Annotated in this window: 22 protein-coding genes; 5 read left to right on the top strand and 17 right to left on the bottom strand. The window is 64.1% G+C overall.

Annotated features, from left to right (window positions below; translation table 11 throughout):
• Window positions 1-72: 72 nt before the first annotated feature.
• Together IAE37_RS21815 and IAE37_RS21810 are read left to right on the top strand one after the other, a co-directional pair.
• The gene (locus IAE37_RS21815; RefSeq protein WP_201176899.1) at window positions 73-1,428 is read left to right on the top strand and encodes a class-II fumarase/aspartase family protein; all 1,356 of its coding nucleotides are present in this window, start codon (window positions 73-75) and stop codon (window positions 1,426-1,428) included.
• A gap of 69 nt (window positions 1,429-1,497) precedes the next feature.
• Complete coding sequence (locus IAE37_RS21810; protein WP_201176898.1) at window positions 1,498-2,799, top strand: cation:dicarboxylate symporter family transporter; 1,302 nt, start codon at window positions 1,498-1,500, stop codon at window positions 2,797-2,799.
• Between the two features lie 107 nt (window positions 2,800-2,906).
• Here the strand turns inward: IAE37_RS21810 and IAE37_RS21805 are convergent, their stop codons facing one another.
• The 8 genes from IAE37_RS21805 to cynS form a co-directional block, all read right to left on the bottom strand.
• Window positions 2,907-4,760, bottom strand: a complete 1,854-nt coding sequence (locus IAE37_RS21805; protein ID WP_201176897.1) for an ABC transporter ATP-binding protein — start codon at window positions 4,758-4,760, stop codon at window positions 2,907-2,909.
• 93 nt (window positions 4,761-4,853) lie between these two features.
• The gene (locus IAE37_RS21800; RefSeq protein WP_201176896.1) at window positions 4,854-5,876 is read right to left on the bottom strand and encodes a methionine ABC transporter ATP-binding protein; all 1,023 of its coding nucleotides are present in this window, start codon (window positions 5,874-5,876) and stop codon (window positions 4,854-4,856) included.
• A 2-nt stretch (window positions 5,877-5,878) separates the two neighbouring features.
• Entirely contained in the window at window positions 5,879-6,658 is a 780-nt protein-coding gene (locus IAE37_RS21795) for a MetQ/NlpA family ABC transporter substrate-binding protein (protein ID WP_201176894.1), read from the bottom strand.
• A gap of 23 nt (window positions 6,659-6,681) precedes the next feature.
• A complete protein-coding gene (locus tag IAE37_RS21790; protein ID WP_201176892.1) occupies window positions 6,682-7,347 on the bottom strand; it encodes a methionine ABC transporter permease in 666 nt (221 codons plus the stop codon).
• Entirely contained in the window at window positions 7,344-8,717 is a 1,374-nt protein-coding gene (locus tag IAE37_RS21785; RefSeq protein WP_201176890.1) for an LLM class flavin-dependent oxidoreductase, read from the bottom strand. The genes IAE37_RS21790 and IAE37_RS21785 overlap by 4 nt, the downstream gene beginning before the upstream one ends.
• A 9-nt stretch (window positions 8,718-8,726) precedes the next feature.
• Complete coding sequence (locus IAE37_RS21780; RefSeq protein ID WP_201176888.1) at window positions 8,727-9,950, bottom strand: SfnB family sulfur acquisition oxidoreductase; 1,224 nt, start codon at window positions 9,948-9,950, stop codon at window positions 8,727-8,729.
• Between the two features lie 251 nt (window positions 9,951-10,201).
• Complete coding sequence (locus tag IAE37_RS21775; RefSeq protein WP_201176886.1) at window positions 10,202-11,020, bottom strand: formate/nitrite transporter family protein; 819 nt, start codon at window positions 11,018-11,020, stop codon at window positions 10,202-10,204.
• A gap of 66 nt (window positions 11,021-11,086) precedes the next feature.
• Window positions 11,087-11,527: a cyanase gene (cynS, locus tag IAE37_RS21770; RefSeq protein WP_201176884.1), complete on the bottom strand. Its 441-nt coding sequence runs from the start codon at window positions 11,525-11,527 to the stop codon at window positions 11,087-11,089.
• 204 nt (window positions 11,528-11,731) lie between these two features.
• Here cynS and IAE37_RS21765 point away from each other — a divergent pair, with 204 nt between their 5' ends.
• Together IAE37_RS21765 and IAE37_RS21760 are read left to right on the top strand one after the other, a co-directional pair.
• Window positions 11,732-13,612, top strand: coding sequence for a sigma 54-interacting transcriptional regulator (locus IAE37_RS21765; protein ID WP_201176881.1), 1,881 nt, complete (start codon window positions 11,732-11,734; stop codon window positions 13,610-13,612).
• Window positions 13,613-13,660: 48 nt separating this feature from the next.
• A complete protein-coding gene (locus IAE37_RS21760) occupies window positions 13,661-15,706 on the top strand; it encodes a hybrid sensor histidine kinase/response regulator (protein WP_201176872.1) in 2,046 nt (681 codons plus the stop codon).
• On the opposite strand, the gene IAE37_RS21755 is transcribed toward IAE37_RS21760, so the two are convergent.
• Entirely contained in the window at window positions 15,703-15,882 is a 180-nt protein-coding gene (locus tag IAE37_RS21755; protein ID WP_201176863.1) for a hypothetical protein, read from the bottom strand. The two genes, IAE37_RS21760 and IAE37_RS21755, sit on opposite strands and share 4 nt — an antisense overlap.
• 240 nt (window positions 15,883-16,122) lie before the next feature.
• On the opposite strand from IAE37_RS21755, the gene IAE37_RS21750 reads away from it, so the two are divergent.
• Window positions 16,123-16,758, top strand: coding sequence for a hypothetical protein (locus tag IAE37_RS21750; protein WP_201176861.1), 636 nt, complete (start codon window positions 16,123-16,125; stop codon window positions 16,756-16,758).
• 33 nt (window positions 16,759-16,791) lie between these two features.
• On the opposite strand, the gene IAE37_RS21745 is transcribed toward IAE37_RS21750, so the two are convergent.
• From IAE37_RS21745 to IAE37_RS21710, 8 genes are all read right to left on the bottom strand, one after another.
• Entirely contained in the window at window positions 16,792-17,337 is a 546-nt protein-coding gene (locus IAE37_RS21745; protein WP_201176859.1) for a hypothetical protein, read from the bottom strand.
• Between the two features lie 99 nt (window positions 17,338-17,436).
• Window positions 17,437-18,303: a 4-hydroxy-tetrahydrodipicolinate synthase gene (dapA, locus tag IAE37_RS21740; protein ID WP_201176856.1), complete on the bottom strand. Its 867-nt coding sequence runs from the start codon at window positions 18,301-18,303 to the stop codon at window positions 17,437-17,439.
• A gap of 365 nt (window positions 18,304-18,668) precedes the next feature.
• Entirely contained in the window at window positions 18,669-19,901 is a 1,233-nt protein-coding gene (locus IAE37_RS21735) for a dienelactone hydrolase family protein (protein WP_201176854.1), read from the bottom strand.
• Window positions 19,902-19,927: 26 nt separating this feature from the next.
• Window positions 19,928-20,722, bottom strand: a complete 795-nt coding sequence (locus IAE37_RS21730) for an SDR family oxidoreductase (protein WP_201176852.1) — start codon at window positions 20,720-20,722, stop codon at window positions 19,928-19,930.
• Window positions 20,719-21,318 carry a cysteine hydrolase family protein gene (locus IAE37_RS21725; protein WP_201176850.1) on the bottom strand — a complete coding sequence of 200 codons (600 nt, stop codon included), beginning with the start codon at window positions 21,316-21,318 and terminating at the stop codon, window positions 20,719-20,721. The genes IAE37_RS21730 and IAE37_RS21725 overlap by 4 nt, the downstream gene beginning before the upstream one ends.
• Window positions 21,318-21,851, bottom strand: a complete 534-nt coding sequence (locus tag IAE37_RS21720) for an aromatic-ring-hydroxylating dioxygenase subunit beta (protein WP_201176847.1) — start codon at window positions 21,849-21,851, stop codon at window positions 21,318-21,320. Before IAE37_RS21720 ends, IAE37_RS21725 begins: the two co-directional genes overlap by 1 nt.
• The gene (locus IAE37_RS21715) at window positions 21,841-23,184 is read right to left on the bottom strand and encodes an aromatic ring-hydroxylating dioxygenase subunit alpha (RefSeq protein ID WP_328822765.1); all 1,344 of its coding nucleotides are present in this window, start codon (window positions 23,182-23,184) and stop codon (window positions 21,841-21,843) included. Before IAE37_RS21715 ends, IAE37_RS21720 begins: the two co-directional genes overlap by 11 nt.
• A 17-nt stretch (window positions 23,185-23,201) precedes the next feature.
• Window positions 23,202-24,146 carry a PDR/VanB family oxidoreductase gene (locus IAE37_RS21710; protein WP_201176845.1) on the bottom strand — a complete coding sequence of 315 codons (945 nt, stop codon included), beginning with the start codon at window positions 24,144-24,146 and terminating at the stop codon, window positions 23,202-23,204.
• Window positions 24,147-24,191: the final 45 nt, after the last annotated feature.

Below are 24,191 nucleotides of genomic sequence, written 5' to 3'. Positions count from 1 at the left end.
GGCAGGGCAAGAATTATGTACGGACATAAATAATATGTACGTCCAAAAACAACATTTCAGGATCTCCTGCCCATGTCTACCACCGTTTTCGACTCCACCCTGTTCCGCGACATGTTCGGCACCGCCGAGATGCGCGCGGTGTTTTCCGACCAGGCGCTCATCGAGCGCTACATCGAAGTGGAAGTGGCCCTGGCCAAGGCCGAGGCGCGTTGCGGCGTCATTCCCCAGGAAGCCGCTGCGCAGATTGCCGAACTGTCGCGCTACGCGTCCCTCGACCTCGCGCTGATGCAACACGAAACCGAAATCGTCGGCTATCCGATCCTGCCGTTGGTGGAGCAACTGTCGAAACTGTGTGGTGAAGCAGGCCGCTACGTGCACTGGGGCGCGACCACCCAGGACATCATGGACACGGCCGTGGTCCTGCAAGTGCGTGCGGCCCTGGCCATCGTCGAGCGCGACATCCAGGCGGTGCGTGGCCTGCTTGCCGAACTGGCGCAGCGCTACCGCGACACCCCGATGGCGGGTCGCACCCATCTGCAGCACGCCTTGCCGATCACCTTCGGCTACAAGTGCGCGGTATGGCTGAGCATGTTCGATCGCCACGCCGAGCGCCTGGTGGAGCTGCGTCCACGGGTGGAAGTCGGGCAGTTCGCCGGTGCCGCCGGGACCCTGGCCTCGCTGGGTGACAAGGGCCTGGAAGTGCAGGCCGCGCTGATGCAGGAGCTGGGCCTGGGCGTGCCGCAGGCCACCTGGCACGTCGCCCGTGATGGCCTGGCGGAAACCCTGAATTTCCTCGGTTTGCTGACCGCGTCGCTGGGCAAGGTGGCCCTGGACATCATGATGATGATGACCAGCGAGCTGGGCGAGGCCTACGAGCCTTTCGTCAAGGGCCGTGGTGCCAGCAGCACCATGCCGCAGAAGCGCAACCCGATTTCCTGTGAGCTGATGTACGCCGCCGCCAAGGGCGTTCGCCAGCAGGCCGGGTTGATGCTCGATGCAATGATCCAGGACTTCGAGCGCTCCACCGGCCCGTGGCAGGCCGAATGGATCGCCATCCCGGAGGCATTCGCCCTGACCGGCGCCTCGTTGGGCCAGGCGCGCTTCATGTTGGCCGGCCTGGATGTGCGCACCGAGCGTATGCGCAAGAACCTCGACATGACCCAGGGCCTGATCGTCGCCGAGGCGGTGATGATGGGCCTGGCCCCGGCGCTCGGTCGCCAGGTGGCGCACGACGTGGTCTATGCCGCCTGCCGCATGGCCAACGACCAGGGCATCAGCCTGCTCGAAGCGCTGAAGGCGCAGGGTGAAGCTACCGCTCGGCTGGACCTGGCGACCCTGGAGCAACTTTGCGACCCGACCAATTACCTGGGCCTGGCGCCACAGATGGTCGACCAGGCGCTGGCACGCCCGGGTGCCGTCGCCCGCTGATACGCCCCGTGGCCCGGTTCCACTGGGCCACGGCTTCCGCTTTTCGACAAGAACAATGAGAACGCTATCATGGCTTCCACTACCAAAACGCCGCTGTACAAGGACCTGACGTTCCAGGTACTGGCGGCGATGCTGCTGGGCATTGCCTTTGGTTTCATCGCCCCCGAACTTGCTGCCAGTTTCAAGATCCTCGGGGACATCTTTCTCAAGCTGATCAAGACCGCCGTGGCACCGCTGGTGTTCTTCACCGTGGTCCATGGCATCGCTTCGGCAGGTGACATCAAGCGGGTCGGCAAGGTCGGCTGGCGCGCGCTGGTGTACTTCGAGCTGCTGTCCACCCTGGCCCTGGCATTGGGCCTGCTGTGGGGCAACCTGATCGGCATCGGCTCGGGCATGCATGGCGCCCACGCCAGTAATGCGGCTTCGGCGGCGGCCAGCGCGGCAGTGGCCAAGGGGCATGCGCCGACCACGACCCTGGAGTTCATCTACAACATCTTCCCCGACAACTTCGTCGGTGCCTTCGCCGGCGGCCAGTTGTTGCAGGTGCTGGTGATCGCCGTGCTGTTCGGCTTTGCGCTGCTGGCCCTCAAGCATGAGCGCCGGGCGGTGGTCGAAGACGGCCTCAACCGCGTCTCGGAATGCTTCTTCGAGTTCATCAACCTGATCATGAAGTTCGCGCCGCTTGGCGCGTTCGGCTCGGTGGCCTATGCCGTGGGCAGCAATGGCTCGGCGGTGCTGATGTCGCTGGCCAACCTGGTGCTGATGTTCTACCTGGCAGTGGCATTCTTCCTGTTCGTGGTGCTGGGCGCGGTGTGCCGGCTCTCGGGCTTCAGCCTTTGGCGGTTCCTGGCCTACATAAAGGACGAGATCTTCATCGTGCTCGGCACCGCGTCTTCGGAGAGCGCCTTGCCGCGGCTGCTGCAAAAGCTCGAGCGGTTCGGTTGTTCGAAGCAGAGCGTAGGGTTGGTGCTGCCGACCGGCTATGCCTTCAACCTTGACGGTACCTCCATCTACATGTCGATGTGCGTGCTGTTCATTGCCAATGCCTACGGCGTGCCGCTGGGCTGGGAGCAACAACTGGGCATCCTGGCGATCATGCTGGTGACGTCCAAAGGCGCGGCGGCGGTGTCCGGTGGCAGCTTCGTGGTATTCGCTGCTACCGTCACGGCCATTGGCGTACTGCCGGTGGAGGGCCTGGCGCTGTTGTTCGGTGTATACCGTTTCATGTCCATGGCCATGGCCGCCTGCAACACCATCGGCAACAGCGTGGCTACCGTGGTGGTCGCGAAGTGGGCCGGGGAGTTTACCGAGGAGAAGGCCCGCGAGGCGTATACACAAACCTTGGGGCGCGCGCCGGGTAGTGTGCTCTAGACCTGCTTGCGGCACCCTGCAACGCCTTGGCGCATGAGCCGTGATGCAGCCCCGGCGATCTCAAGTGAACAGCATTAGGCGCATGTGCCGGGGCTTTTTCGGTTGGGCTATTCGATGGCTTCGGCCAGGCCCTGGTCTTCGCCCAGGAAACCGCCGCTCTGGTGCTGCCACAAGCGCGCATAGGTCCCGTTCCTGGCCAGCAGTTCGGCGTGGGTGCCTTGCTCGATGATACGGCCTTCGTCCATGACGATGAGCCGGTCCATGGCGGCGATGGTCGACAGGCGGTGGGCGATGGCGATCACCGTCTTGCCCTGCATCATTTCATCCAGGCTCTCCTGGATGGCCACTTCGACTTCCGAATCGAGCGCACTGGTAGCTTCGTCGAGCAGCAGGATCGGCGCGTTCTTGAGCATCACCCGGGCAATGGCGATACGTTGCCGCTGGCCACCGGACAGCTTGATGCCACGCTCGCCGACCAGGGTGTCGTAGCCGCTGTTGCCTTGGCGGTCGCTCAACTGCTCGATGAAATCGGCAGCCTGGGCATTGGCCGCCGCCGCGCGGATCTGCGCATCGGTCGCGTCAGGCCGGCCATAGGCGATGTTGTCGCGGATCGAACGGTGCAGCAACGAGGTGTCCTGGGTGACCATGCCGATGGCACTGCGCAGGCTGTCCTGGGTGACTTTGGCGATGTCCTGGCCATCGATGCGAATCACGCCGTCGTCGACGTCGTAGAAGCGCAGCAGCAGGTTGATCAGGGTGGACTTGCCGGCACCGGAACGGCCGACCAAACCGACCTTTTCACCCGCGCGAATGCTCAGGCTGAGGTTATCGAGCACCTGGCGCTCGCCGTTATAGTTGAAGCTGACATCGTCGAAGCTCACCGCACCGCCCTTGGTCACCAGCGTGGCGGCATTCGGTGCGTCCTGCACCTTGGGGCCGCGGGTGAGGGTGCCCATGCCGTCCTGTACGGTGCCGATGTTCTCGAACAGCGAGGTCATCTGCCACATGATCCAGTGCGACATGCCGTTGATGCGCAAGGCCATGGCGGTGATCGCCGCCACGGCGCCGGTACCCACCTCGTCCTGGTGCCACAGCCACAGGGCGTAGCCACCTGCGGCCACGATCAGCGCCACCACCAGGGCCTGGTTGACGATCTCGAACTGGCTGACCAGGCGCATCTGGCGAAAACCGGTCTGCTTGAAGTCTTCCATCGCCGCCCGGGCGAAGTGCGCCTCGCGCTTGGAGTGGGAGAACAGTTTGACCGTGGTGATGTTGGTGTAGGCGTCGGAAACGCGTCCGGTCATCGACGAGCGCGCATGGGCCTGCTCCTGGCCGACCTTGCCCAGGCGCGGCACGAAGTAGGCCATGGCCAGGCCGAACAAGGCGACCCAGGCGATGAAGGGCAGCATCAGCTTGAGGGCGAAACCGCCGGCCAGGGCGATGATGGCGATGAAGTACACGCCGATCCCCGGCAGGATCTCGATCAAGGTGAACAGCACTTCACGCACGGCAAGGGCTGTCTGCATCACCTTGGTGGTGACCCGACCCGAGAACTCATCGGAGAAGAACGACAGGCTCTGGCGCAGCATCAGGCGGTGGAAGTCCCAACGCAGGCGCAGGGGCAGGTTGATCGCCAGGACCTGGTGCTGGACCATGGTGCGCAGCGCCACCAGGCCGATGCTGACCACCAGGACGACGCCGATACCCCACAGTACCCGGGCCTCCTCGCCGTCGACGGCGGTGCCGGCCTTCCACGCCGTGAGCAGGTCGACGACCTGGCCGAGGAAGGCAAACAGCCAGGCCTCGTAGATCGACACCGCAGCGCTCAGGAGCGCGAAGGCGACGATGTAGCCGCGTGCGCCGCGGGTGCAGGCCCAAAGGAAGCGCATCAAGCCAACCGGGGGAGGTGGCAGCTCATCGGGTGGGAAAGGGTCTAGCCTGCGCTCGAATGCACCAAGCATGGGGGATCTCCGAAAGGGCAATGGGCACGATTCTGCCATCTAACGGAGGTTTGAGGGGAAACGGGGCGCAAAAGGTTCGCGCCCGCATGCCTTTCATTCCAAAGCATTGTGCCAGTTGGCCCGATCGGCGATCGACGCCGCGCGGCGCATGACGTCCTCGGCCGACGCTTTGGGCGAGACCAGCAATCTCAAGCGCCCCAGCGCCCGGCCCTGGATGCGTTCGATGCTGCCCTGGTGCAGGCGCACGTCAGCACCGAGCACCTGGGCCAATGCCGCCAGGTCCGGTTCGAGGCCGTTGTCGCCGGTGAAGTGCAGGTCCAGGTAGCGCCCGCCGCAAGCCGCCGTCTCGGGCTGTGCCGGTGGACTGAGCAGCAGTTGGCTCACGGCATGCCGAGGTGCGCCGAAGACACGCCAGACTTCCCCCGACTCGACGATACGGCCATGCTCCAGCACCGCCACCCGATCGCACAGGTCGCGGATCACTTCCATTTCATGGGTGATCAGCACGATGGTCAGGCCCAGGCGGCGGTTGATATCGCGCAGCAGCGTAAGAATCGCCTGGGTGCTTTGTGGGTCGAGCGCCGAGGTCGCTTCGTCGCACAGCAGGATCTGTGGCTGCAGCACCAGCGCCCGGGCGATGCCGACGCGCTGTTTCTGCCCGCCCGACAACTGCGCGGGGTAGGCGCCCGCACGGTCGGCCAGGCCCACCAGCTCGAGCAGCTCTACCACCCGCTGCCGACGCTGGGCCTTGGCTATCCCGGCCATGCGCAGCGGCAGCTCGACATTCTCGGCCACCGTGGCACTGGACAGCAGGTTGAAGTGCTGGAAGATCATCGCCACCTTGCGCCGAAATGCACGCAGTTGCACGCCCTGAAGGCCCGCGATGTCTTCGCCGTCGACCAGCACCTGGCCTTCGCTTGGCGCCTCCAGCCGGTTCAACAGGCGCAGCAGGGACGACTTGCCGGCACCGCTGCGGCCGATGATGCCGAACACCTCGCCCTGGCGCACCTGCAGGTCCACTTCCTCCAGCGCGGCCACGCGGCCATAGCGCTTTTGAACGCCGCGCAGCTGCAACTGCAACGTCTGATCTTCGATGTGTGGTTCGAAGCGGCTCATACTCAGAACCCCGGGGCGATCTGGCCCTTGTAGCGGGTCAGGATGAAGTCACGCACTTCGGGGGAGTTGAGCGCCTTGGCGAGCTTCTGGATACCGGGATCCTGCAGGTTGTCCGGGCGGGCGACCAGGAACTCGACATAGAGGTCCTTGCCCTTCTCGACGATGAGCGCGCTGTTGGTGTCGATGCCGGCTTCCAGGGCATAGTTGGCGAAGACGAAGGCGAGGTCGACCTGCTTCACCGAACGGGCCAGCATGGCGCCTTCGAGTTCGCGAATCTTCAGGTGGTGCGGGTTGTCGGTGATGTCGCGCTGGGTCGATTGCGGGTTGGCCGGATCCTTGAGCTTGATTAGCCCGGCTTCGGCCAGCAATACCAGCGCTCGACCGGTGTTCACCGGGTCGTTGGGGACGGCCACGCTGGCACCTTCGGGCAGCTCGGCGAGGCTCTTGTACTTCACCGAGTACGCACCGAAAGGTTCGATATGGACGCCAACCACGGGCACCAGGTCGGTGTGGCGGGTCTTGTTGAAGTCGTCCAGGAACGGCCGGTACTGATAGTAGTTGGCGTCCAGGTGTTTCTGCGCCAGTTGCAGGTTGGGCTGGATGAAGTCGTTGAAGACCTTGATGTCGAGATCGACGCCTTGCTTGGTCAGGGCCGGCTTGACGAACTCGAGGATCTCCGCGTGCGGCACTGGCGTGGCGCCCACTACCAGGTGCTCCGCGGCCTGGGCGGCAAGCGTGTTGAGAGCGAGGAAGGTGGCGAGGGCGGTGAGGGTCTTTTTCATGATCGATACCTGAGAGTTGGGAGTCAGCGTCGGGTGAAATGCTTGACCAGGCGGTCGCCGCTCATTTGCAGCGCCTGCACCAGCAGGATCAGCAACAGCACGGTGACCACCATCACGTCGGTCTGGAAACGTTGGTAGCCAAAGCGGATGGCCAGGTCGCCCAGGCCGCCGCCACCGATCACCCCGGCCATGGCCGTGTAGTCGACCAGCACGATGGCCGTGACGGTGACTGCGGCAATCAGGCCGGTACGGGCTTCGGGCAGCAGCGTGTACCAGATGATCTGGCCGATGCTGCCGCCCATGGCCTGGCTGGCTTCGACCAGGCCGCGGTCGACCTCGCGCAGGGCGGTCTCGACCAACCGCGCGAAGAATGGCGTGCAACCGACCACCAGCGGTGGAATGGTGCCCCGCACGCCCAGCGAAGTGCCGGTGAGCAGGGTGGTGAGGGGGATCAGCACGATCAGCAGGATGATGAAGGGCAGCGAACGCAGCACGTTCACCACCACTGACAGGCTGCGGTACAGCGGGCCGTTGGCGAGCAGTTGACGTTGGCCGGTGAGGTACAGCAGCACGCCGAGCGGCAGGCCGAACAGCACGGTGAAGCCCAGCGCGGCACCGAGCATGCTCAAGGTGTCGAGGCAGGCCTGGGCGATCTCCACCCAATCGAGGTTGGCGAGCAGCTCGTTCATCGGCCTGTCTCACGGCGCAGGGCGCCAACCGGATGTGGAGACTCTAGATGGTTTCCCTTATCAAACAGCTTGTTACGCAATGTTCCTGATGTGTATTCGCGCTTGAACAGGCCGCGTGACTGAAGCTCCGGAACCAGTAGGTCGACCACGGCGACGAAGGTTTCCGGGGCAACCACGCTGGCCAGGTTGAAGCCATCCACGTCGGTTTCCTCGACCCAGGCCTGCAACTGGTCCGCGACAGTGTGCGCGGAGCCGACCAGTACCGGGCCATCGCCGCCGATGGCGCAGTAGTCGGCGATCTCGGCGGTGGTCCAGGTGCGGCTGGGGTCGGCGCGGGTGAAGGCCTCGACGGCGGACTGTATCGCTTCGCTGGGCACTTCGCGCAGGACCTGGTCTGGCGCGTACTCGGCGAAATCGATGCCGGTCCAGCCGGACATCAGGGTCAATGCGCCGGTGGTGCTGGCGTACTCACGGTACTCGCGCAGCAGGGCCAGGGCGTCGGCATCGGTCTCGGCAACGATTACGGTCAATTGCTCGAAGACCAGGATGTCGTCCGCAGCCCGGCCCGCAGCCACGGCGGCGGCGCGCAATTCGGCGACCTGTTTCTTCAGTACGGTCTTGCTCGGTGCGGCGACGAACACGCATTCGGCATTGCTTGCGGCGAAGGCCCGACCGCGGCTGGAGGCGCCGGCCTGGTAGATCACCGGTGTGCGCTGCGGCGAAGGCTCGCAGAGGTGGAAGCCCGGGACCTTGAAGTAGGTGCCTTCGTGGGCAATGCCATGCACCTTGGCCGGATCGGCATACACGCCGCTGGCGCGGTCGGCACGCACGGCGTCGTCTTCCCAGCTGGTTTCCCACAGCTTGTAGCAAACCTGCAGGTATTCCTCGGCCAGGGCATAGCGCTGGTCGTGGCTCAGTTGGTCACGTTGGCCGAGGTTGCGTGCGCCACTGGCGAGGTAGGAGGTCACCACGTTCCAGCCAGCCCGACCCTGGGTCAGGTGATCGAGGGTGCTCATGCGTCGGGCAAACGGGAAGGGATGTTCGAACGACACCGAGGCGGTGACGCCGAAACCCAGGTGATGGGTGGCCGCCGCCATCGCCGGCACCAGTTGCAGCGGGTCGTTGACCGGCACCTGGGCGCCGCTGGTCAAGGCCGCGTCGGCACTGGCGCCATAAATGTCGTACACACCGAGCACGTCAGCGATGAACAGGCCGTCGATGCAGCCGCGTTCCAGGGTCCTGGCGAGCTCGATCCAGTAGTGGATGTCGGTGTAGTGCGTGGCTTGGTCGCGCGGGTGACGCCACAGGCCGGGCGCGAGGTGGCCGACGGTGTTCATGGCGAAGGCGTTGAGGTGAATCTGCTTGGTCATGGGGCGGCCTCAGTTCCAGTCGTGACGGGTCGGCTTGATGCCGTTCAGCGCCCAGTTGCCGACCAGGTGATATTTCCAGCGCACCGGATCGTGCAGGGTATGCACGCGGGCATTGCGCCAGTGGCGGTCGTAGTTGTGCTTGAGCAACGACGAGCGCGTTCCGCCAAGCTCGAACAGGCGATTGCTGGCTTCGATGGCCACCTCGGTGGTGAACACCTTGGCCTTGGCCACGGCGACCGAGGCGGCTGCCACGTTGTCCTCGTCCGGCGCCGGCTTGGCGGCATCCAGTGCCCAGCCGGCACGTTCGAGCAGGGCGTCGGCGGCTTCCTGGCGAATTTCCAGGTTGCCGACCTGGATGATGGTCAGCGGATCGTCGCTGGCGTTTTCGACCTTGGCGTCGATCCATGGGCGGGCCTGCTCGCGAACGAAGGCGATGGTGTCGTCCAGGGCCGCGCGGCCGATGCCTGCGTCGATGGCAGCGGTGGTCAGCTGGGCGAACGGGCCGGCCAGGGTCGGCTGCTCGTAGGAACGGTAGGAAGGGAACAGGTTGAACGCCGGCACACCCAGGCCTTCGAGCAGCACGGTGCCGCTGGAGGTGGTGCGCTGGCCCATGCTGCTCCAGTCATCGACGATGACCAGGCCGGGCGTGTCGCGTGGCACGAACGCCAGCTGCGCCCGATCCTGCTCATCCAGGGCCAGCACACCGATCCAGTGGGCGTAGAGCGAACCGGTGCAGTAGCCCTTGCGGCCATCGATACGGTAGCCGTCGCCCTCGCGGACCAGGCGAGTGCGGATGTCCTGCACGGTCTTGCCACCGGTTTCGGACAGGGCATTGGCGAAGCGGTGGCCTTGCAGGGCTTGCTTGAAGAACTGGCGTTTCTGCTCGGGGGTGCCTTGCAGGCGGATGTCCTCCAGCAGGCAGTAGTGGTTTTGCGGGATCTGGCCAAGCGATGGGTCCGCGGCCGAAACGATGGCGATGACCTTGGCCAGGGTGGCAAAGGACACTTCGGCACCGCCATATTCGCGGGGCACGGTGATGCCCCACAGGCCACTGTTGGAGAAGGCGTCGACGATATCGACAGGGACCTGGCGCAGGCGGTCGCGCTCGGCCGCACCCTCGCGCAGCAGGCTGGCCACCGAGTGGGCGATGCTGATCGCCTCGGCGTCGTCGCGGATGATGTGCGCGTCGGGGTGACGGATATCGTAGTGGGCGGAGGGGTTTTCGCGGGTCATGGGGCTGCTCGTGTGTGAAACGGATAACCACCCGTTGCAGACGGCGTGCCAATACTAAAAGCCAATAAAATCAAGTGCTTGTGACATATTTCTCGACACATCCATGTTCGAAAGCAGCATCAACTGTTGGAAAGGTGTTGGAAGGTGAACAGTACCGATCCGAACATTCGCCACAGCCGCCACGCCGGTGAGGTTGGCGTCCGCAGGAGCGGCGGTCCGCCGCCGCTCCTGCAGATGATTTGCGCAGTCATTCAGGCCTGCGCGGCGCCCTTGGCCCGAACTGTCCGGACATGGGTGCCGTAGAGGGTCAGACCGGTGAACGCCAGTCCACCGAGCAGGTTGCCCAACACTGTGGGAATCTCGTTCCACACCAGATAATCCATGATCGAGAACCCGCCGCCCATGATCATGGCCGAGGGGAACAGGAACATGTTCACCACCGAATGCTCGAAGCCCATGTAGAAGAACAGCATGATCGGCATCCACATGGCGATGACCTTGCCGCTCACCGAGGTCGAGATCATCGCGCCGACCACGCCCATCGACACCATCCAATTGCACAGCACGCCGCGCAGGAATATGGTCGCCCAACCGGCGACGCCATATTGCTCGTACCCTAGTGTGCGGGCCTCGCCAATGCTGGCGATCTTTTCACCGACCGCACCGGGGGAAGCGTTGAAGCCGTAGGTAAAGACGAAGGCCATCATCAGTGCAACGGTCAACGCCCCGGCGAAATTGCCGACGAACACCAGCCCCCAGTTGCGCAGGATGCCGCGCACCGTCACGCCCGGGCGCTTGTCGAGCAGCGCCAGCGGGGTAAGCATGAAGACTCCAGTGAGTAGGTCGAAGCCCATCAGGTAGAGCATCGAGAAGCCCACTGGGAACAACACCGCGCCCAGCAACGGCGAGCCCGTCTGCACGGCGATGGTGACAGCGAATGCAGCTGCCAGAGCCAGGATGGCGCCGGCCATGTAGCCACGGATCAGGGTGTCGCGCGTTGACATGTGGATTTTCGATGCGCCGGCATCGACCATCTTGGTCACGAATTCGCTGGGTAACAGGTAGGACATGGGGGATTCCTCGGCACGAAGCGGTGGGCGGCATGTCCCTGTGGAGATGCCGCGAGTCGGGAGCGATTACCAGGAGCGGTACGGCAGGAACTTGCCATTGAGCGTGAGCAGCACGCGGTCGCCCTTGGGGTCTTCGATCTTCTCGACGTGCATGGAGAAATCGATCGCGCTCATGATCCCGTCGCCGAACTTCTCCTGGATCACGTCCTTGAGGGTCGGGCCGTATACTCCGACCACTTCGTACAGGCGGTAGATCAGCGGGTCCTGCGGGATGGCCTGGTCCCAGCCCTTGACCGGGTAGACGGTCAGGGCCTGGGCGACGGTGTCGTCCAGTTCGAGTACTTCGCACAAGTGCGCGGCGACATCGTGCGGGGCACTGTTCATGCCGTAGCAGACCGAGGCCAGCCACACCGGAGCCTTGCCCACGGCCTCGCTGAGGTCGTCCCACGACAGGCCCTTGCGCGCCTTGGCCGCCATGATCAGGTGGTGCATTTCGAGTTTGGTCATTTTCTTTGTCTCTCAAGGAGTTGCGATTGGGTATGAATCCTCCATAGCGAGAGATGTGCCAAATCGGCTCGAATTTTAACTAACTGTTTTCAAAGGATATTTAGCTTTATCACTGATTTAGCGTTTGACGATATTTCGTTAATGACGAAATATCAGCATTCGAGTTACGAACTTTCGTTGATTCACGCCGCTCGGATACCGCCCATGCCAGCCCCCTTGGCTACAGACGTTTGCGCTGAAGCGCCCTTCGCCCTGATGCTGGTCGACCCGTTGCAAGACCGTATCGTGCAAGCCAATTCAGCCGCCCTTGAGTTGCTCGGTTGCTCGTCTCCAGCGCCGGATCACCTGACCTTCAGCCGCTTCGTGCGCGGCGCCATTTCGTCGTGGGTCAGCTTCACCGACGAGGTGCTGACCCAGGGCGAGGCCTGGTCGGACGACCTGGCTCTGGTGGATTTGGACAACCGCCAGCACGCCGTCGAGCTCATCGCCCGCGCCAGCAGCGGCCAACGCATCCTGATGATGATCCAGCGCCGCGACCTGCTGGAGCAGCGCCGCAACCGCGCCGAGGCACGCCGCCAGCATCGCCTCGGGCACGTCGGCTGGGAACGTATCGGCCAGGTGTTCGAGCGTATCCAGCAACAGAACCGGCTGATCCTTGGCGCGGTCGGCGAGGGCATCTATGGCCTCGACACTCGTGGCCAGACCACCTTCATCAACCCCGCGGCAGAACGCATCCTTGGCTGGAGCGCCGCCGACATGATCGGCCAGGATGCACACTTGCTGTTCCACCATAGTCATAGCGACGGCAGTGCCTTCGAGGTCGACCAGTGTCCGATCCATGCTTCGTTCACCGATGGCCAGGTGCACCGCGTGGACCAGGAGGTGTTCTGGCACAAGAACGGCGATCCGATTGCGGTGGAATACACCAGTACACCGATCTTCGAGATGGGCCGTCTGGTTGGCGCCGTGGTGCTGTTTCGTGACATCCGTGAGCGACAGCGCACCGAGGCGCGCCTGCGCGAGGCATTGAGCGAGGTGGAGCAATTGCAGCGCCGGCTGGAGATGGAGAACCAGTACCTGCAGGAGGAAATCAACGCCCACGCCAACCACCACGAGATCGTCGGCCAGAGCCCGGCGGTGCACCACCTGATCCAGCAGATCGAGCTGGTGGCGGCCACCGATGCCAACGTGCTGGTCATTGGCGAGTCCGGCACGGGCAAGGAACTGATCGCCCGCGCCATTCATGCCAGCAGCCGCCGTGCCGACCGGCCGTTGATCCGGGTCAACTGTGCGGCTGTGCCGCGCGAGCTGTTCGAAAGCGAGTTCTTCGGGCACCTCAAGGGTGCCTTCACCGGTGCCGTCAGCAATCGGGTGGGGCGCTTCGAACTGGCGGACGGCGGTACGTTGTTCCTCGACGAGGTGGGCGAGATCCCGCTGGAGCTGCAGAGCAAACTGCTGCGAGTGCTGCAGGACCGGCAGTTCGAAGCGGTGGGCGACAACCGCACCAAGGCGGTGGATGTGCGCGTGATCGCCGCCACCAATCGCGACCTGCGGGCCATGGTCGAGCAGGGCACCTTCCGCGAGGACCTGTATTTCCGCTTGAACGTGTTTCCGATTCGCTCGGTGCCGCTACGTGAACGGCTGGATGACATTCCGCTGCTGGCCAGCCATTTTCTCAAACGTGCCAGCCAAGCGTTCAACAAGCCGGATGTGCGCATGCCGATGGCGCAGATCGAGCTGCTCAAGCAATACACCTGGCCGGGCAACATCCGCGAGCTGCAGAATGTGATCGAGCGCCAGACGATAGTGGCGCGCGAAGGGCGGATCAGCTTCGAGGAGGTATTGGCCGGGGCCGGGGTGCCAACACAAGTGAGGGCGGTCCAGGGGCTGCCGGATGTGGAGCCCACGGCGGACGAAGAATGGCAGCGGCAGATGAAACGTAATGTCATCGGGGTGCTCCAACGCACGGCGGGCAAGGTTTCAGGCGATGGCGGTGCGGCCCAGTTGCTTGGCCTGAAACCCACCACGCTGGCGTCACGGCTTCGTAAGTGGGGCATCGATCCACGGCAGTACAAGCTGAAGTAGAATTCACCCGGTCGATCATCTCCCGCTGGCGCAAGGAACAGACACCCCATGGATCGCGATCCTCTCGCAATACCGGATCAGGCTTTCCCGACCACCGCCGCCGAGCGCTTGCAGTTGGCACTCGACGCCGGCGCGATCATCGGCACCTGGGTCTGGGACATTCCCAGCAATCGCGTGACCGCCGACGAGCGATTCTCGCGATCCTTCGACCTGCCTGCCGACAAGTGCCTGGCCGGCATCCCGATCGAGGAGGCTTTCGCCTCGATCCACCCCGACGACCGCGAGCGGGTGTCGGCCGACATCCAGGAAACCATGGCCCGGGGTGGTGCCTACCGCTGCGAATATCGCGTTCGCCAACAGGACGGCAGTTACCGCTGGGTCGAGGCCAATGGGCGTGCCGAGCTGGACGCAAACGGGCTGGCGGTACGCTTCCCGGGGGTGTTGATGGACATCGAGTCGCGCCGGGCCGCGGAGGCCGAGCGCGACCGCATGTCGGCCCTGCTGCGCACCTTCACCGCTGCCGTGCCGGGTGTGGTCTATGCCAAGGACCTGGCAGGCCGGCTGCTGGTGGCCAACCACGGCGCCACCCAGGTGTTCGGCAAGCCGCCGACATTCTACCTGGGCAAGACCGACCTGGAGGTGCTCGAAGACAAGGCCCAGGCGCGCCAAGTGATGGAGACCGACCAGCGCATCATGCACGGTGGCAAGACCGTGCAGGTCGAGGAGCGGGTCGACATGCCAGACGGCTCTGCCACCTACTGGCTGTCGATCAAGGCGCCCTTGGTCAACGACGCTGGCGAGGTCACTGGCCTGATCGGCTCGTCGATCGATGTGACGGCCCGCCGCGAGGCCGAGTCGCAGCTGCTGGAGCTCAATCGCACGCTGGAAGCCCGGGTCAGCGAAGCCGTGGCCGAGCGCGAGGCCGCCCAGGCGGCGCTGCGCCAGTCGCAGAAGATGGAAGCGGTCGGCCAGCTCACCGGTGGCATTGCCCACGACTTCAACAACCTGCTGGCGGGTATCACCGGCAGCCTCGACCTGATCAAGCTGCGACTGGGCCAAGGTCGTATCGTCGACGTCGAACGCTACCTGACGGTGGCGCATGGCGCGGCGCAACGTGCGGCATCGTTGACCCACCGCCTGCTGGCGTTCTCCAGGCGACAGACGCTGCAGCCGGTGGCCACCGACGTGAATACCCTGGTTCGCGACATGGAAGAGCTGATCAGCCGTACCGTGGGCCCCTCGATCAGCCTCAATGTCGCACTGGAGGCGACTGCGAGCACCTGCCTGGTCGACCCCGCGCAGGTCGAAAATGCCCTGTTGAACCTGTGCATCAATGCGCGTGACGCCCTGCCAAGCGGCGGCTCGATCGCCATCTGCACCTACAATCAGGGGCTGGAGGAGGGCCCGCAGCTCGACCCGGAACTGCTGCCCGGAACTTACCTGACCATCTGCGTGGCCGACGATGGCATCGGCATGAACGCCGAAACCCTGGGCAAGGCCTTCGAGCCATTCTTCACCACCAAGCCAGTGGGTGCCGGTACAGGCCTGGGGCTATCGATGATCTATGGCTTCGCCAAGCAGTCTGGCGGCCAGGTGCGGATCGAATCGCGCGAAGGCAAAGGCACCCGCGTCTACCTGCAATTGCCCGCCCATGCTGCCCAGGCCGAAGCGCGATACCCGGCGCGGGCGGCCAGTGAGGCGCCTTTGGCGGCACCTGGCGAGACAGTGCTGGTGGTCGACGATGAGCCGTCGGTGCGTTTGTTCGTGAGTGAGGTGCTGGGCAGCTACGGCTATGTGGTGATCGAAGCAGCGGACAGCCTCGCAGGGCTGCAACTGCTGCGCTCGGATACCCGGATCGACCTGCTGGTGACGGACATCGGCCTGCCGGGAGGCATCGATGGGCGGCAAATGGCCGAGGCTGGCCGTGGCACCAGGCCGGGGCTGCCGGTGCTGTTCATGTCCGGCTATGCACAGCCGCATGTGCTGGAAGACACCCCGAGCGATCCACTGACGGCGGTGATGACCAAGCCCTTTGCCCTGGAGGCGTTGACGCTGAATATCGAAGGGTTGTTGCGCAAGTCTGGGGTGGCTTAACCCCTGGGGTCTTGCCGACGACTGCGCTGGAAGCGATTCACCGCAACGTGGGCAACGGCCGCCACCACGCACAGCGCGCCGACCTTTACGCTGCCTTGCACCGCGAAGTGTTCGAGCACGGTGCCCACGGCCATCACGCTGATGAAAATGGCGGCGGGTAATACGAGATTGTTCATTACGGGTTCCTGGCGCGGTCGACAAAACAGGTGGAATGATACCTGGGTTTGTTGTTGTCCGGGCTGGCCTCTTCGCGGGTAAACCCGCTCCTACCCAGCACCGCACATCCCTGTAGGAGCGGGTTCACCCGCGAAGAGGCCCGCCCAGGTCAATGCGGTATCTTTTGCTCACGTCGGCAACCCTCTAGAATGCGCCTCGCGCTCAAGCGAGCGCATTCTGGAATCAGCAAGGAAGTCGATATGCAATTGGGAAAAACTTTAGGCCTGGTGTTGGCCTTGAGTCTCGGTGGATGCGCCAGCTTCACCAAGGATGAAGTGGCGCCGGTAGACCTGCCATCGATGGCGAACTACCAGAATAAACCGAACGTCTACGTGGACTTCGACTTCTACCAGGGCAACCCTGACAATGCCTCGGCCAATGAAGTCCCCCAGGCTCGCGACATGCTCAAACCTGAACTCAAGCGTGCGTTCAACGAGTCAGGCCTGTTCGGTCGAGTGACCTTCGACGAGTTCGAAAAGCAACCAGGGGACTACAACCTTCGCTTGAAGGTGTACAACCATGCCCCAGGCGGCGGGCAAATGGCACTGGCCTTCATCAGCGGCCTGACCTTGACCATCATCCCGTCGGTGGCCACGGACCAGTACACCATGAGCCTGGAAACCCTGGACGAGCGTGGACAGTCGCTGGGCAAGACCAGCAACCATGACGCGATCAATACCTGGATGGGTATCTGGTTCCTGCCGATGGTGGGCAATACACCCAAGGAAGCGGTCACCGACACCTTCAGCCGCCAGGTCAATGCGCTGCTCAAGAACTGGGTGGACAGCAACCGCATGAAGTACTCCGCTGTCGACGCCCTGATGCCTCGGGGCTGACGTGTAAAAAGAGCCGCATTCGCGGCTCTACTTTTACTTCAAGGCTTGAACGAATTGCGGGTCGCTGTACAGGCTCTTCAGCAAAGCCTGCAGCATGGGGTTGTAGTTGTTGGCGGCTGCAGGAATCGCGATCGGGCCAAAGAAACTGCTATCCCAGTCACGCTCCACATTCTTCGTGGTCTCGTAAACGACCTGGTCACCCTTGCGCAGGATGAAACGCGCCGCCAGCTCGCCATGGCCATTGATCACACCAGTGTTGAGCTGGCTCTTCACCAGTTGGATCTGCAACTGGCGGTCGGCACCCGGGTCAAGCAACCCGGCATGGCGCAGTTCATCGTTGATCGCCGCCTGGATGTGCAGGGGGACACTGCCCTCGGGTGAGGAAATCGGGTTCAGGCGCACCATCAGCGAGCCCTGTCCAGGGTCTGCAGTTACCTGAGTGTCGCGCACAGGCTGCAGCGGCGCATTTTGCTTGAGTTGCTGGACGTTCTGGTAGTTGGGCTCGTAGCGGGCCATGGTCACGCCACAGCCTTGCAACAGCAGCGCGCAGAATGGCAGGGCCAGGTAAAGCTTCTTCACGGCGAATCCTTGCGTGAGATAAAGGGAGCGGGATTATCGGCAGATCGGCCGTCGCCATCAAGCGCAACGGCCGGCCCAGGCGCCCCGAAGCGCTGGCGCCTAAGCCAGCACCCCCTCCAGCACCCCACGCAGCCGCGCCAACGTCGTCGCCGTACACGCTTGCATCGGCTCACGCAGCTCGTCGGCCATCAGCCCCATTTCCCCAAGCGCAGCCTTCACCACAGCCGGATTGGGCTCGGCGAACGCGATCTGGATCCACGGCAGCAGTCGATTGAACGCAGCACGCCCAGCGGCGAGATCACCGTCGTCCATCGCTTTCATCAACTGCACGTAGAGATCCGCACGCACATGGGCCGAGGCAGAGATCGCACCGGCGCCGCCCAGGGCCAGGTGGGTGAGGATATTGATGTCTTCACCGGTCAGCACCTCGACCTGCCCGTCATTGATCAGCGCCAGGGTCGTCTCGACATCGCCGCTGCAGTCCTTCACCGCAGCGATGTTCGGGTGGCGCACGATACGTCGCAGGGTTTCCCGCTCGATGCGCACGCCGGTGCGATACGGGATGTCGTAGAGCACCACCGGCACCGACGAGGCATCGGCGACTGCCTGGAAGAACGCTTCCAGGCCCGCCTGCGATGGCCGGATGTAGTAGGGTGCAGGCACCAGCACGCCAGCGATGTCGCGGCTCTGGACCTTCTGCTGGAAGGCCAGCAACTCGGCCAGGTTGTTGCCCGCAACGCCCATGATCACCTGATCCGGCCGCACCCACGCCAACACGGCATCCAGAACCTGGAGCTGCTCGTCCTTGCTCATTGCAGCGGCTTCGCCTGTCGTGCCGCACACGACAAGGCCCTTCACACCGTCGTCCAGAAGCTTTTTAACCAGGCTCTGCAGGGCTTGGAAATCGACGCGTGCCGAACGAAATGGCGTGGCCAGTGCAACCCAGATACCGCGAAAATCAGACATGCATTACTCCTCAGGCAGACCGATTGGTCGACGTCAGAGGAGAGAAGGGAAGCGAGCGGGGGAGACCTGGCGCTATCTTGTCCTGTCAGCTCATCTGACGGGACAGCGCCCCGGTCAAATGAGCGACTGTTTCTTGGATTTCTTGGCAACGGACACGCATGCACATGCCGGGGCAGGGAGGCCCGGGGCAGTCAGCGTGGTGTCGGCAAGAAGAATCATGGTGGATCCGTTAAAAATCTGTCACCGGATAATGCGCAGGATGCGAGCGGTTCGTCAACCTGTGCCTGCCTCTTCGCGGGACAAGCCCGCGAAGAGGTAGGCACAGACACAGAGATAGCGTACTCGGTATCAGGACGACTGGCCCGTCAGCGGGCGCTATCGCTCCAGCGTTGCATCAGGCTATTGGAAGGCAGGCCTTCATCCAGCAGCTTGCGTGCCGTCTCCACACCCGCGACCGGCAACCCTTCGGGGTCGAGCAGGCCGATCTGCACCAGCACGCTGGCTTGGTCCCAGTAGATATGCTCGTGGTAAAGCTTGTCGCCGCGGAACTTGACCACCCCGATCATCGGAATTTCCACGGCTTTGCCGGTCGGCGCGACGTTGGGCAGCAGCCAGTCGATCTCGGTCGTGTGGGTGAAGCACAGGATGAACTCGTCGACGATCTGCAGTGCGCCAATGGTGCGGGAGATCGGGATCAGTTTCATGTCCGGCGGGTTGCCGTGGACGAAATGGTGCTGGTAGAAGCGGCTCAACTCTTCGGCGCCGACGCCACCGGTCATGGTCGGGATGTGGTTGACGTAGGGCTGCGCGACCATCGTCGCCATGGTCGCCGGCACGTCGCGGGTGTCGAACTCGTGCTTGATGTGTTCTTCCCAGAGCGCCGACAGGTTGAAGTGCGGGCCGATTTCACGCTTGAGCGCGGCGATGCTGCGCTCGTGGGCCATCAGCGACGCGGACTTGTCGAAATGCTCGCTGCCGGCGCGTGCGAAAGCGTGGTCGGCGCCGGGGTACAGGTACAGCTCGACCTTGTCGTTGCCGTCCAGGTGCTGGGTCAGTTGCGCGCGCGCCGCTGCGTCGCAGTACGCGTCGTTCTCGGCCATGTGCAGCACGAAGCGCCCCTTGAGGTTCTCCGATTCGTGCAGCAGGTGCTCGATACCCATGCCGTAGTAGCCCACCGAGCAGGCAGCCTGGGTGCGGGTGGCGGTCAGCCAGGCGAGCTTGCCGCCCATGCAGAAGCCGACGTAGCCCTGGCGCTCGCCTTGTACCTCGGGCAGCGCCCGCAGGGCAGCCAAGCTGGCGTCGATGTCCTGCACGGCGAGGTCGACGTCCAGACGCTGGAACAGGTCGATGGCTACCTTGAAGTCGGCCTCGGTGTAGCCCAGTTCGAGGCCCGGTTGCAGGCGCCAGAACAGGTCGGGCACCAACGCCACGTAGCCTTCCTCGGCATAGAAATCGGCCACGGCACGCATGTTGGCATTGACGCCGAAGATCTCCTGGCCGATGACCACGCCAGGGCCCTTGCCGCTGGCGGGTACCGCGAGGTAACCGCTGAAGGTCGCGCTGCTGTCCAGTGCCTGTATCTGAATCGTCCTGCCCATTGCTGCTACCTCATCGATTGTAGGAATTATTGGCTGTCGCGGTATTGCTGGAACCACACCCGGGGCGAGACACCCCGGTCGGGCCCAAGGATAGAGAAACCACCGTCCACCGGCACGTCGATGCCGGTCATCCAGCTGGCCCCCGCAGAGCAGAGGAATGCCACCACATTGCCGACTTCCTCGCCACGGCCGACCCGGCCCAACGGGTGGAAGGGCGCGCCGACGCGGTCGGCAAGGTCGCGATCGTTGCCGCTGAACTCGGCCACGCTGGGCGACCAGGTCCAGGCCGGCGACACGCTGAGCACGCGAATGCCCTGTGGCGCCAGGCTCACCGCGAGGTTCTTGGTGAGCTGCAGGATGCCGGCCTTGGACGCAGGGTACAGGGCACGCCCGGCGGCGCCAAACTTGCCACCGGTGCTGCCGATGTTGATCACCACGCCGTCAGTCGGCAAGTGTTGCGCCGCCTGTTGGGTGAAGATGGCCGCCGACACCAGGTTCACGTTCAGCGTCTGCAACCACTGCGCGCGGCTGGATGCCAGGCCCTGGTCGGCGTACAGGCAGGCGTTGTTGACCAGGATGTCGAGGCGCCCGAAGCGTTCCAGGGTCGTCTCGATGCAGTGCTGGATGTCCTCGTCACGCTCCACGTCGCAGGCGCTGAAGGCGCAGTGCTCGCCCAACTGCTCGGCCAGCGCCTGGCCATTGCCGGCGTTGCGCCCCACCAACATCACCCGGGCACCCACCGCCAGCAACTGGCGCGCGATGTCCAGGCCGAGGCCCTGGGTACTGCCGGTGACGATGGCGACTTTTCCTTCGAGTATCATGCTGCATCCTCCGCTTCCAGGGCCTGGTTCACCTCGCAGACCCGTGCGATCAGCGCCATGCTCGCCAGCGATGCGCTGTGCGCGGCGGGATCTGCGCAGGCGCAGGCATCGGCGGCAACGGTGACCTCGAAGCCGCAGTCAACCGCGTGGCGCACCGTGCTTTCCACCACCGAATGGGTGGCGACACCGGCGATCAGCAGGCGCCGGGTGTCGAACTGGCGCACCAGGTGTTCCAGTGGCGAACCGTAGAACGCATTGATGCGCTGGTGGGTGACGCTGAACTCGTTGCTGCTCGCCAGCGGCGCCAGGTCGCTGAAGAACTCGGCGCCCCAACTGCCTTCCTGCACCGCACCGATGGCCGCGACGTTGCGCAGGATCGGCGCGTTCTGCAGCAGGTCGGCGTAGTCGGAGCGAAAGGCCACCCGCACATGGACGATCGGCCAACGCCGCGCCCTGGCACCGCCCAGCAGTCGCCCTGCGGCGTCCAGCAGCGCGTTGCGCGCGCTGTCCTCGGCGCCCAGGCCGACGCGGATCTTGCCGTCCGGGTGCAGCACATCGTTCTGGTAGTGCAGGGCAATGACCACGGGCGCCGGCATCAGACGAACACCTCCAGGTTGGCGAACACGTCGTTGCAGTTGATCAGGTCGACCCGCTTGAGCTGGATCTTCCAGCCGCCGGCCTCCTGCGCGGCCAGCTTGTAGGTGTAGCGCCCGGCCAACTGACGTTGCTCGAGGCGCCATTCGCTGGCCTGGAAGGTTGCACTGACCACCAACAGGCCTTGGGCATCCAGGCCTTCGACCATGACGTTGCCGACCAGGTGGGCAGTCTGGGTCTGGGGTTGCTGCGACCAGTTGCGCGCGTTCTCCACCCGGCGGATACGCACCTCGCGGAGCATGCGGTTTTCCCAGAACAGCGAAATATGGTCGAACGGGTTGTCCTGGTCGTGCTTTTGCGGCACCCAGTACATGCCGGTGTCGGTGAACAGCTTGTCCCACTCCCAGAAGCGTCGCTCATCGAGCAGCCGCGCTTCGCGGTAGAGGAACTGCTCGAGCTCGCGCAAGGTTTCGGCGGGCACCTTGGCCGGGGTGAGCGAACGGGTGTCGACGTCGATTTTGCGGTCAAGCAGCATGGGTGCTCTCCTTGGCGATCAGGGTGGCGGTCATGAAGTGCTTCCAGGCGGCGAACTGGTTGCGCATCGGCAGTTCGCTGGTGCCATTGGTAGAGATGGCGCCATCTTCCAGGGTGAGGTCGGTGCCGACGTAGCGGTGCATGCTGATCCAGTCGCCACCGCGGGTCATGTTGCCCTCCTGGCAGCGGGCGTAGACTTCGACGTCGTCGGGCATCACGTTGGAGGACGGCGAGTTGATCACGTTGGCGTAGGTCAGGGCGCGATCGAACACGGCGTCAGGGGCGCCCTTGCAGCGGAAGGTCTGGATCTCGACCAGGGTCTTGTCGACGGCGATTGGGCGGATCACGCGGAACTGCATGAACACCGTGTGCGGCGAGCCACTGCCGTAGATCACCGTGTTATGGCGGTTCATGCCGAGGATCTCGCGGGCTCGGCCTTCGCCGTAGGCCTGGCTGAGGCACTCGAAGTGCGCGCGGGACACTTCATCGCGTTCGGCCGCAGCAGGGTCGAAGATCGCCTCCATGTAGCCGTGGCCGTTGTGATAGGCGCGTAGTTCGAGCTTTTCCCAGAAGTCGTAGGGTTCGCCGTTGCCGTCCATGATCAGCAGTTCGAATGGCATCTCGCCAATGGCCTGGGCTTCGTCACGGGCGGCGTCCACCGACGACTCGTGGGTGACACGGGCGTGCATGGTGTCGTGCAGGTTTTCGTAGAACACCTTCCAGTTCGAGCGCTGCTGCACCCGGAAGATGCCACCGGCCACTTCCACTTCGCCCACCGGCGAGCGGTCGCAGAGGTTGTCGATGGAGGTGATCACACCGCCCAGGAAGCTCTTAAGGTCCGGGCCGTGGGCAGCCTGGCTGGCGAACACGAAACCGCGATAGGTTTCCACCCGCGCCAGGCTGACCATCGAGAAATCGGCATGCTTGGGGTCGTAGCAGGTGCCTTCGAAACCGCTTTTGAGCGGCGCCGACAGGTGCTGGCCGTCGAGCTTGAAGGTCCACGCATGGTACGGGCAGCGGAAGAACTTGCCGACGCTGCCATCGCCATCGGCGACCAGCTTGGCGCCCTTGTGCGGGCAGCGGTTGTAGAGCACGTTGACCTGGCGATCGGCACCGCGAACCATCACCACGTCCTGATCGCCGATGCGGGTGGTGTGGTAGTCGCCAGGGTTCTTGACCTGGCTTTCATGGCCGACGTAGATCCAGGCATAGCCGTAGATCCGTTCCATCTCCAGCTTGAACAGGACCGGATCGGTGTAGACGCTCTTGTGCACGCTGTCCTCGCGGATCAAGGCAGCGATTTGCTCATTGGTAGGCGCTTTGCTAGTTATCACGGGCTTTCCTCAGCGGTTTACAGGTCGAGCACCAGCAGCGGACCGCTGGCGCGAGAAACGCAGGTACAGAAGCTGCCGTCGGCACGATCACGCGCCGACAGGCAGATATCCCGGTGGTCGGCATCGCCTTCGAGCACCTGGGCCACGCACACGCCGCAGTCACCGCGGCGGCAATCGAACATCGGGTCGAGACCGGCATCGAGCATGGCGTCGAGCACGGTTTGCCCGGCGGCGACCTGCAAGGTCAGCTCGCTCGCTTGCAGGCGCACCTCGAAGGCCTGGTCGCCGGCTTCCTCCAGCGCGCCGCTGAACAGCTCGAAGTGCAGGTGGTCTTCGGCCCAGCCCTGTTGCCGGGCACAGGCCAGCACGGCATTGAGCATCGAGGCCGGGCCGCAGATGTACAGGTGCAAGCCGGGGCGGGGGTTGGCCAGCACCTCGGAAGAGGGGAAGCGACGCGCGGGATCGCCACCGCTGATCCAGCAGTGCATGTCAGCGCACTGACGGGCTTCTTCCAGGTAGGCCATGTGCGCGGCATCGCGGCCAGCGTAGTGCAGGGTGAACGGCTTGCCCTCGGCTTGCAGAGCGCGGGCCATGCCGAGCATCGGGGTGATGCCGATGCCTCCGGCGATCAACAGCACGTGGTCGGCGTCATCGCGCAAGGGGAAGTGGTTGCGCGGCGGCTCGGCGATGACCGGATCGCCGGCCTTGAGCGAATGCACCCAGCGTGAACCGCCGGTGCCGGCTTCTTCGAGTTGCACGGCGATCTCGTAGTGCCCACTGTGCGGCAGGTTGACCAGGGAGTAGGCGCGGCGCTGGCTGCGTTCGCCGGGGACGTGGAGCTCCAGGTGGGCGCCGGCGGTGAAGGCCGGCAGCGGCTGAGCGTGCTCGCCAACCAGCAGCAGGCGGCGGACCCTGGGGGTCAAGGTCTCGACCTGGTGCACTTTGAGAGAGAGGCTGGGCATACGTGATTCCTGTTTGGATACGTAGCCACTTTAGGAAGGGGGGGC

It is taken from the genome of Pseudomonas sp. S31, assembly GCF_016648105.1.
Classification (GTDB): Bacteria; Pseudomonadota; Gammaproteobacteria; order Pseudomonadales; family Pseudomonadaceae; genus Aquipseudomonas.
Note: the sequence above shows the minus strand (reverse complement) of the source record. Positions and strands in the feature narration are given on the sequence as shown.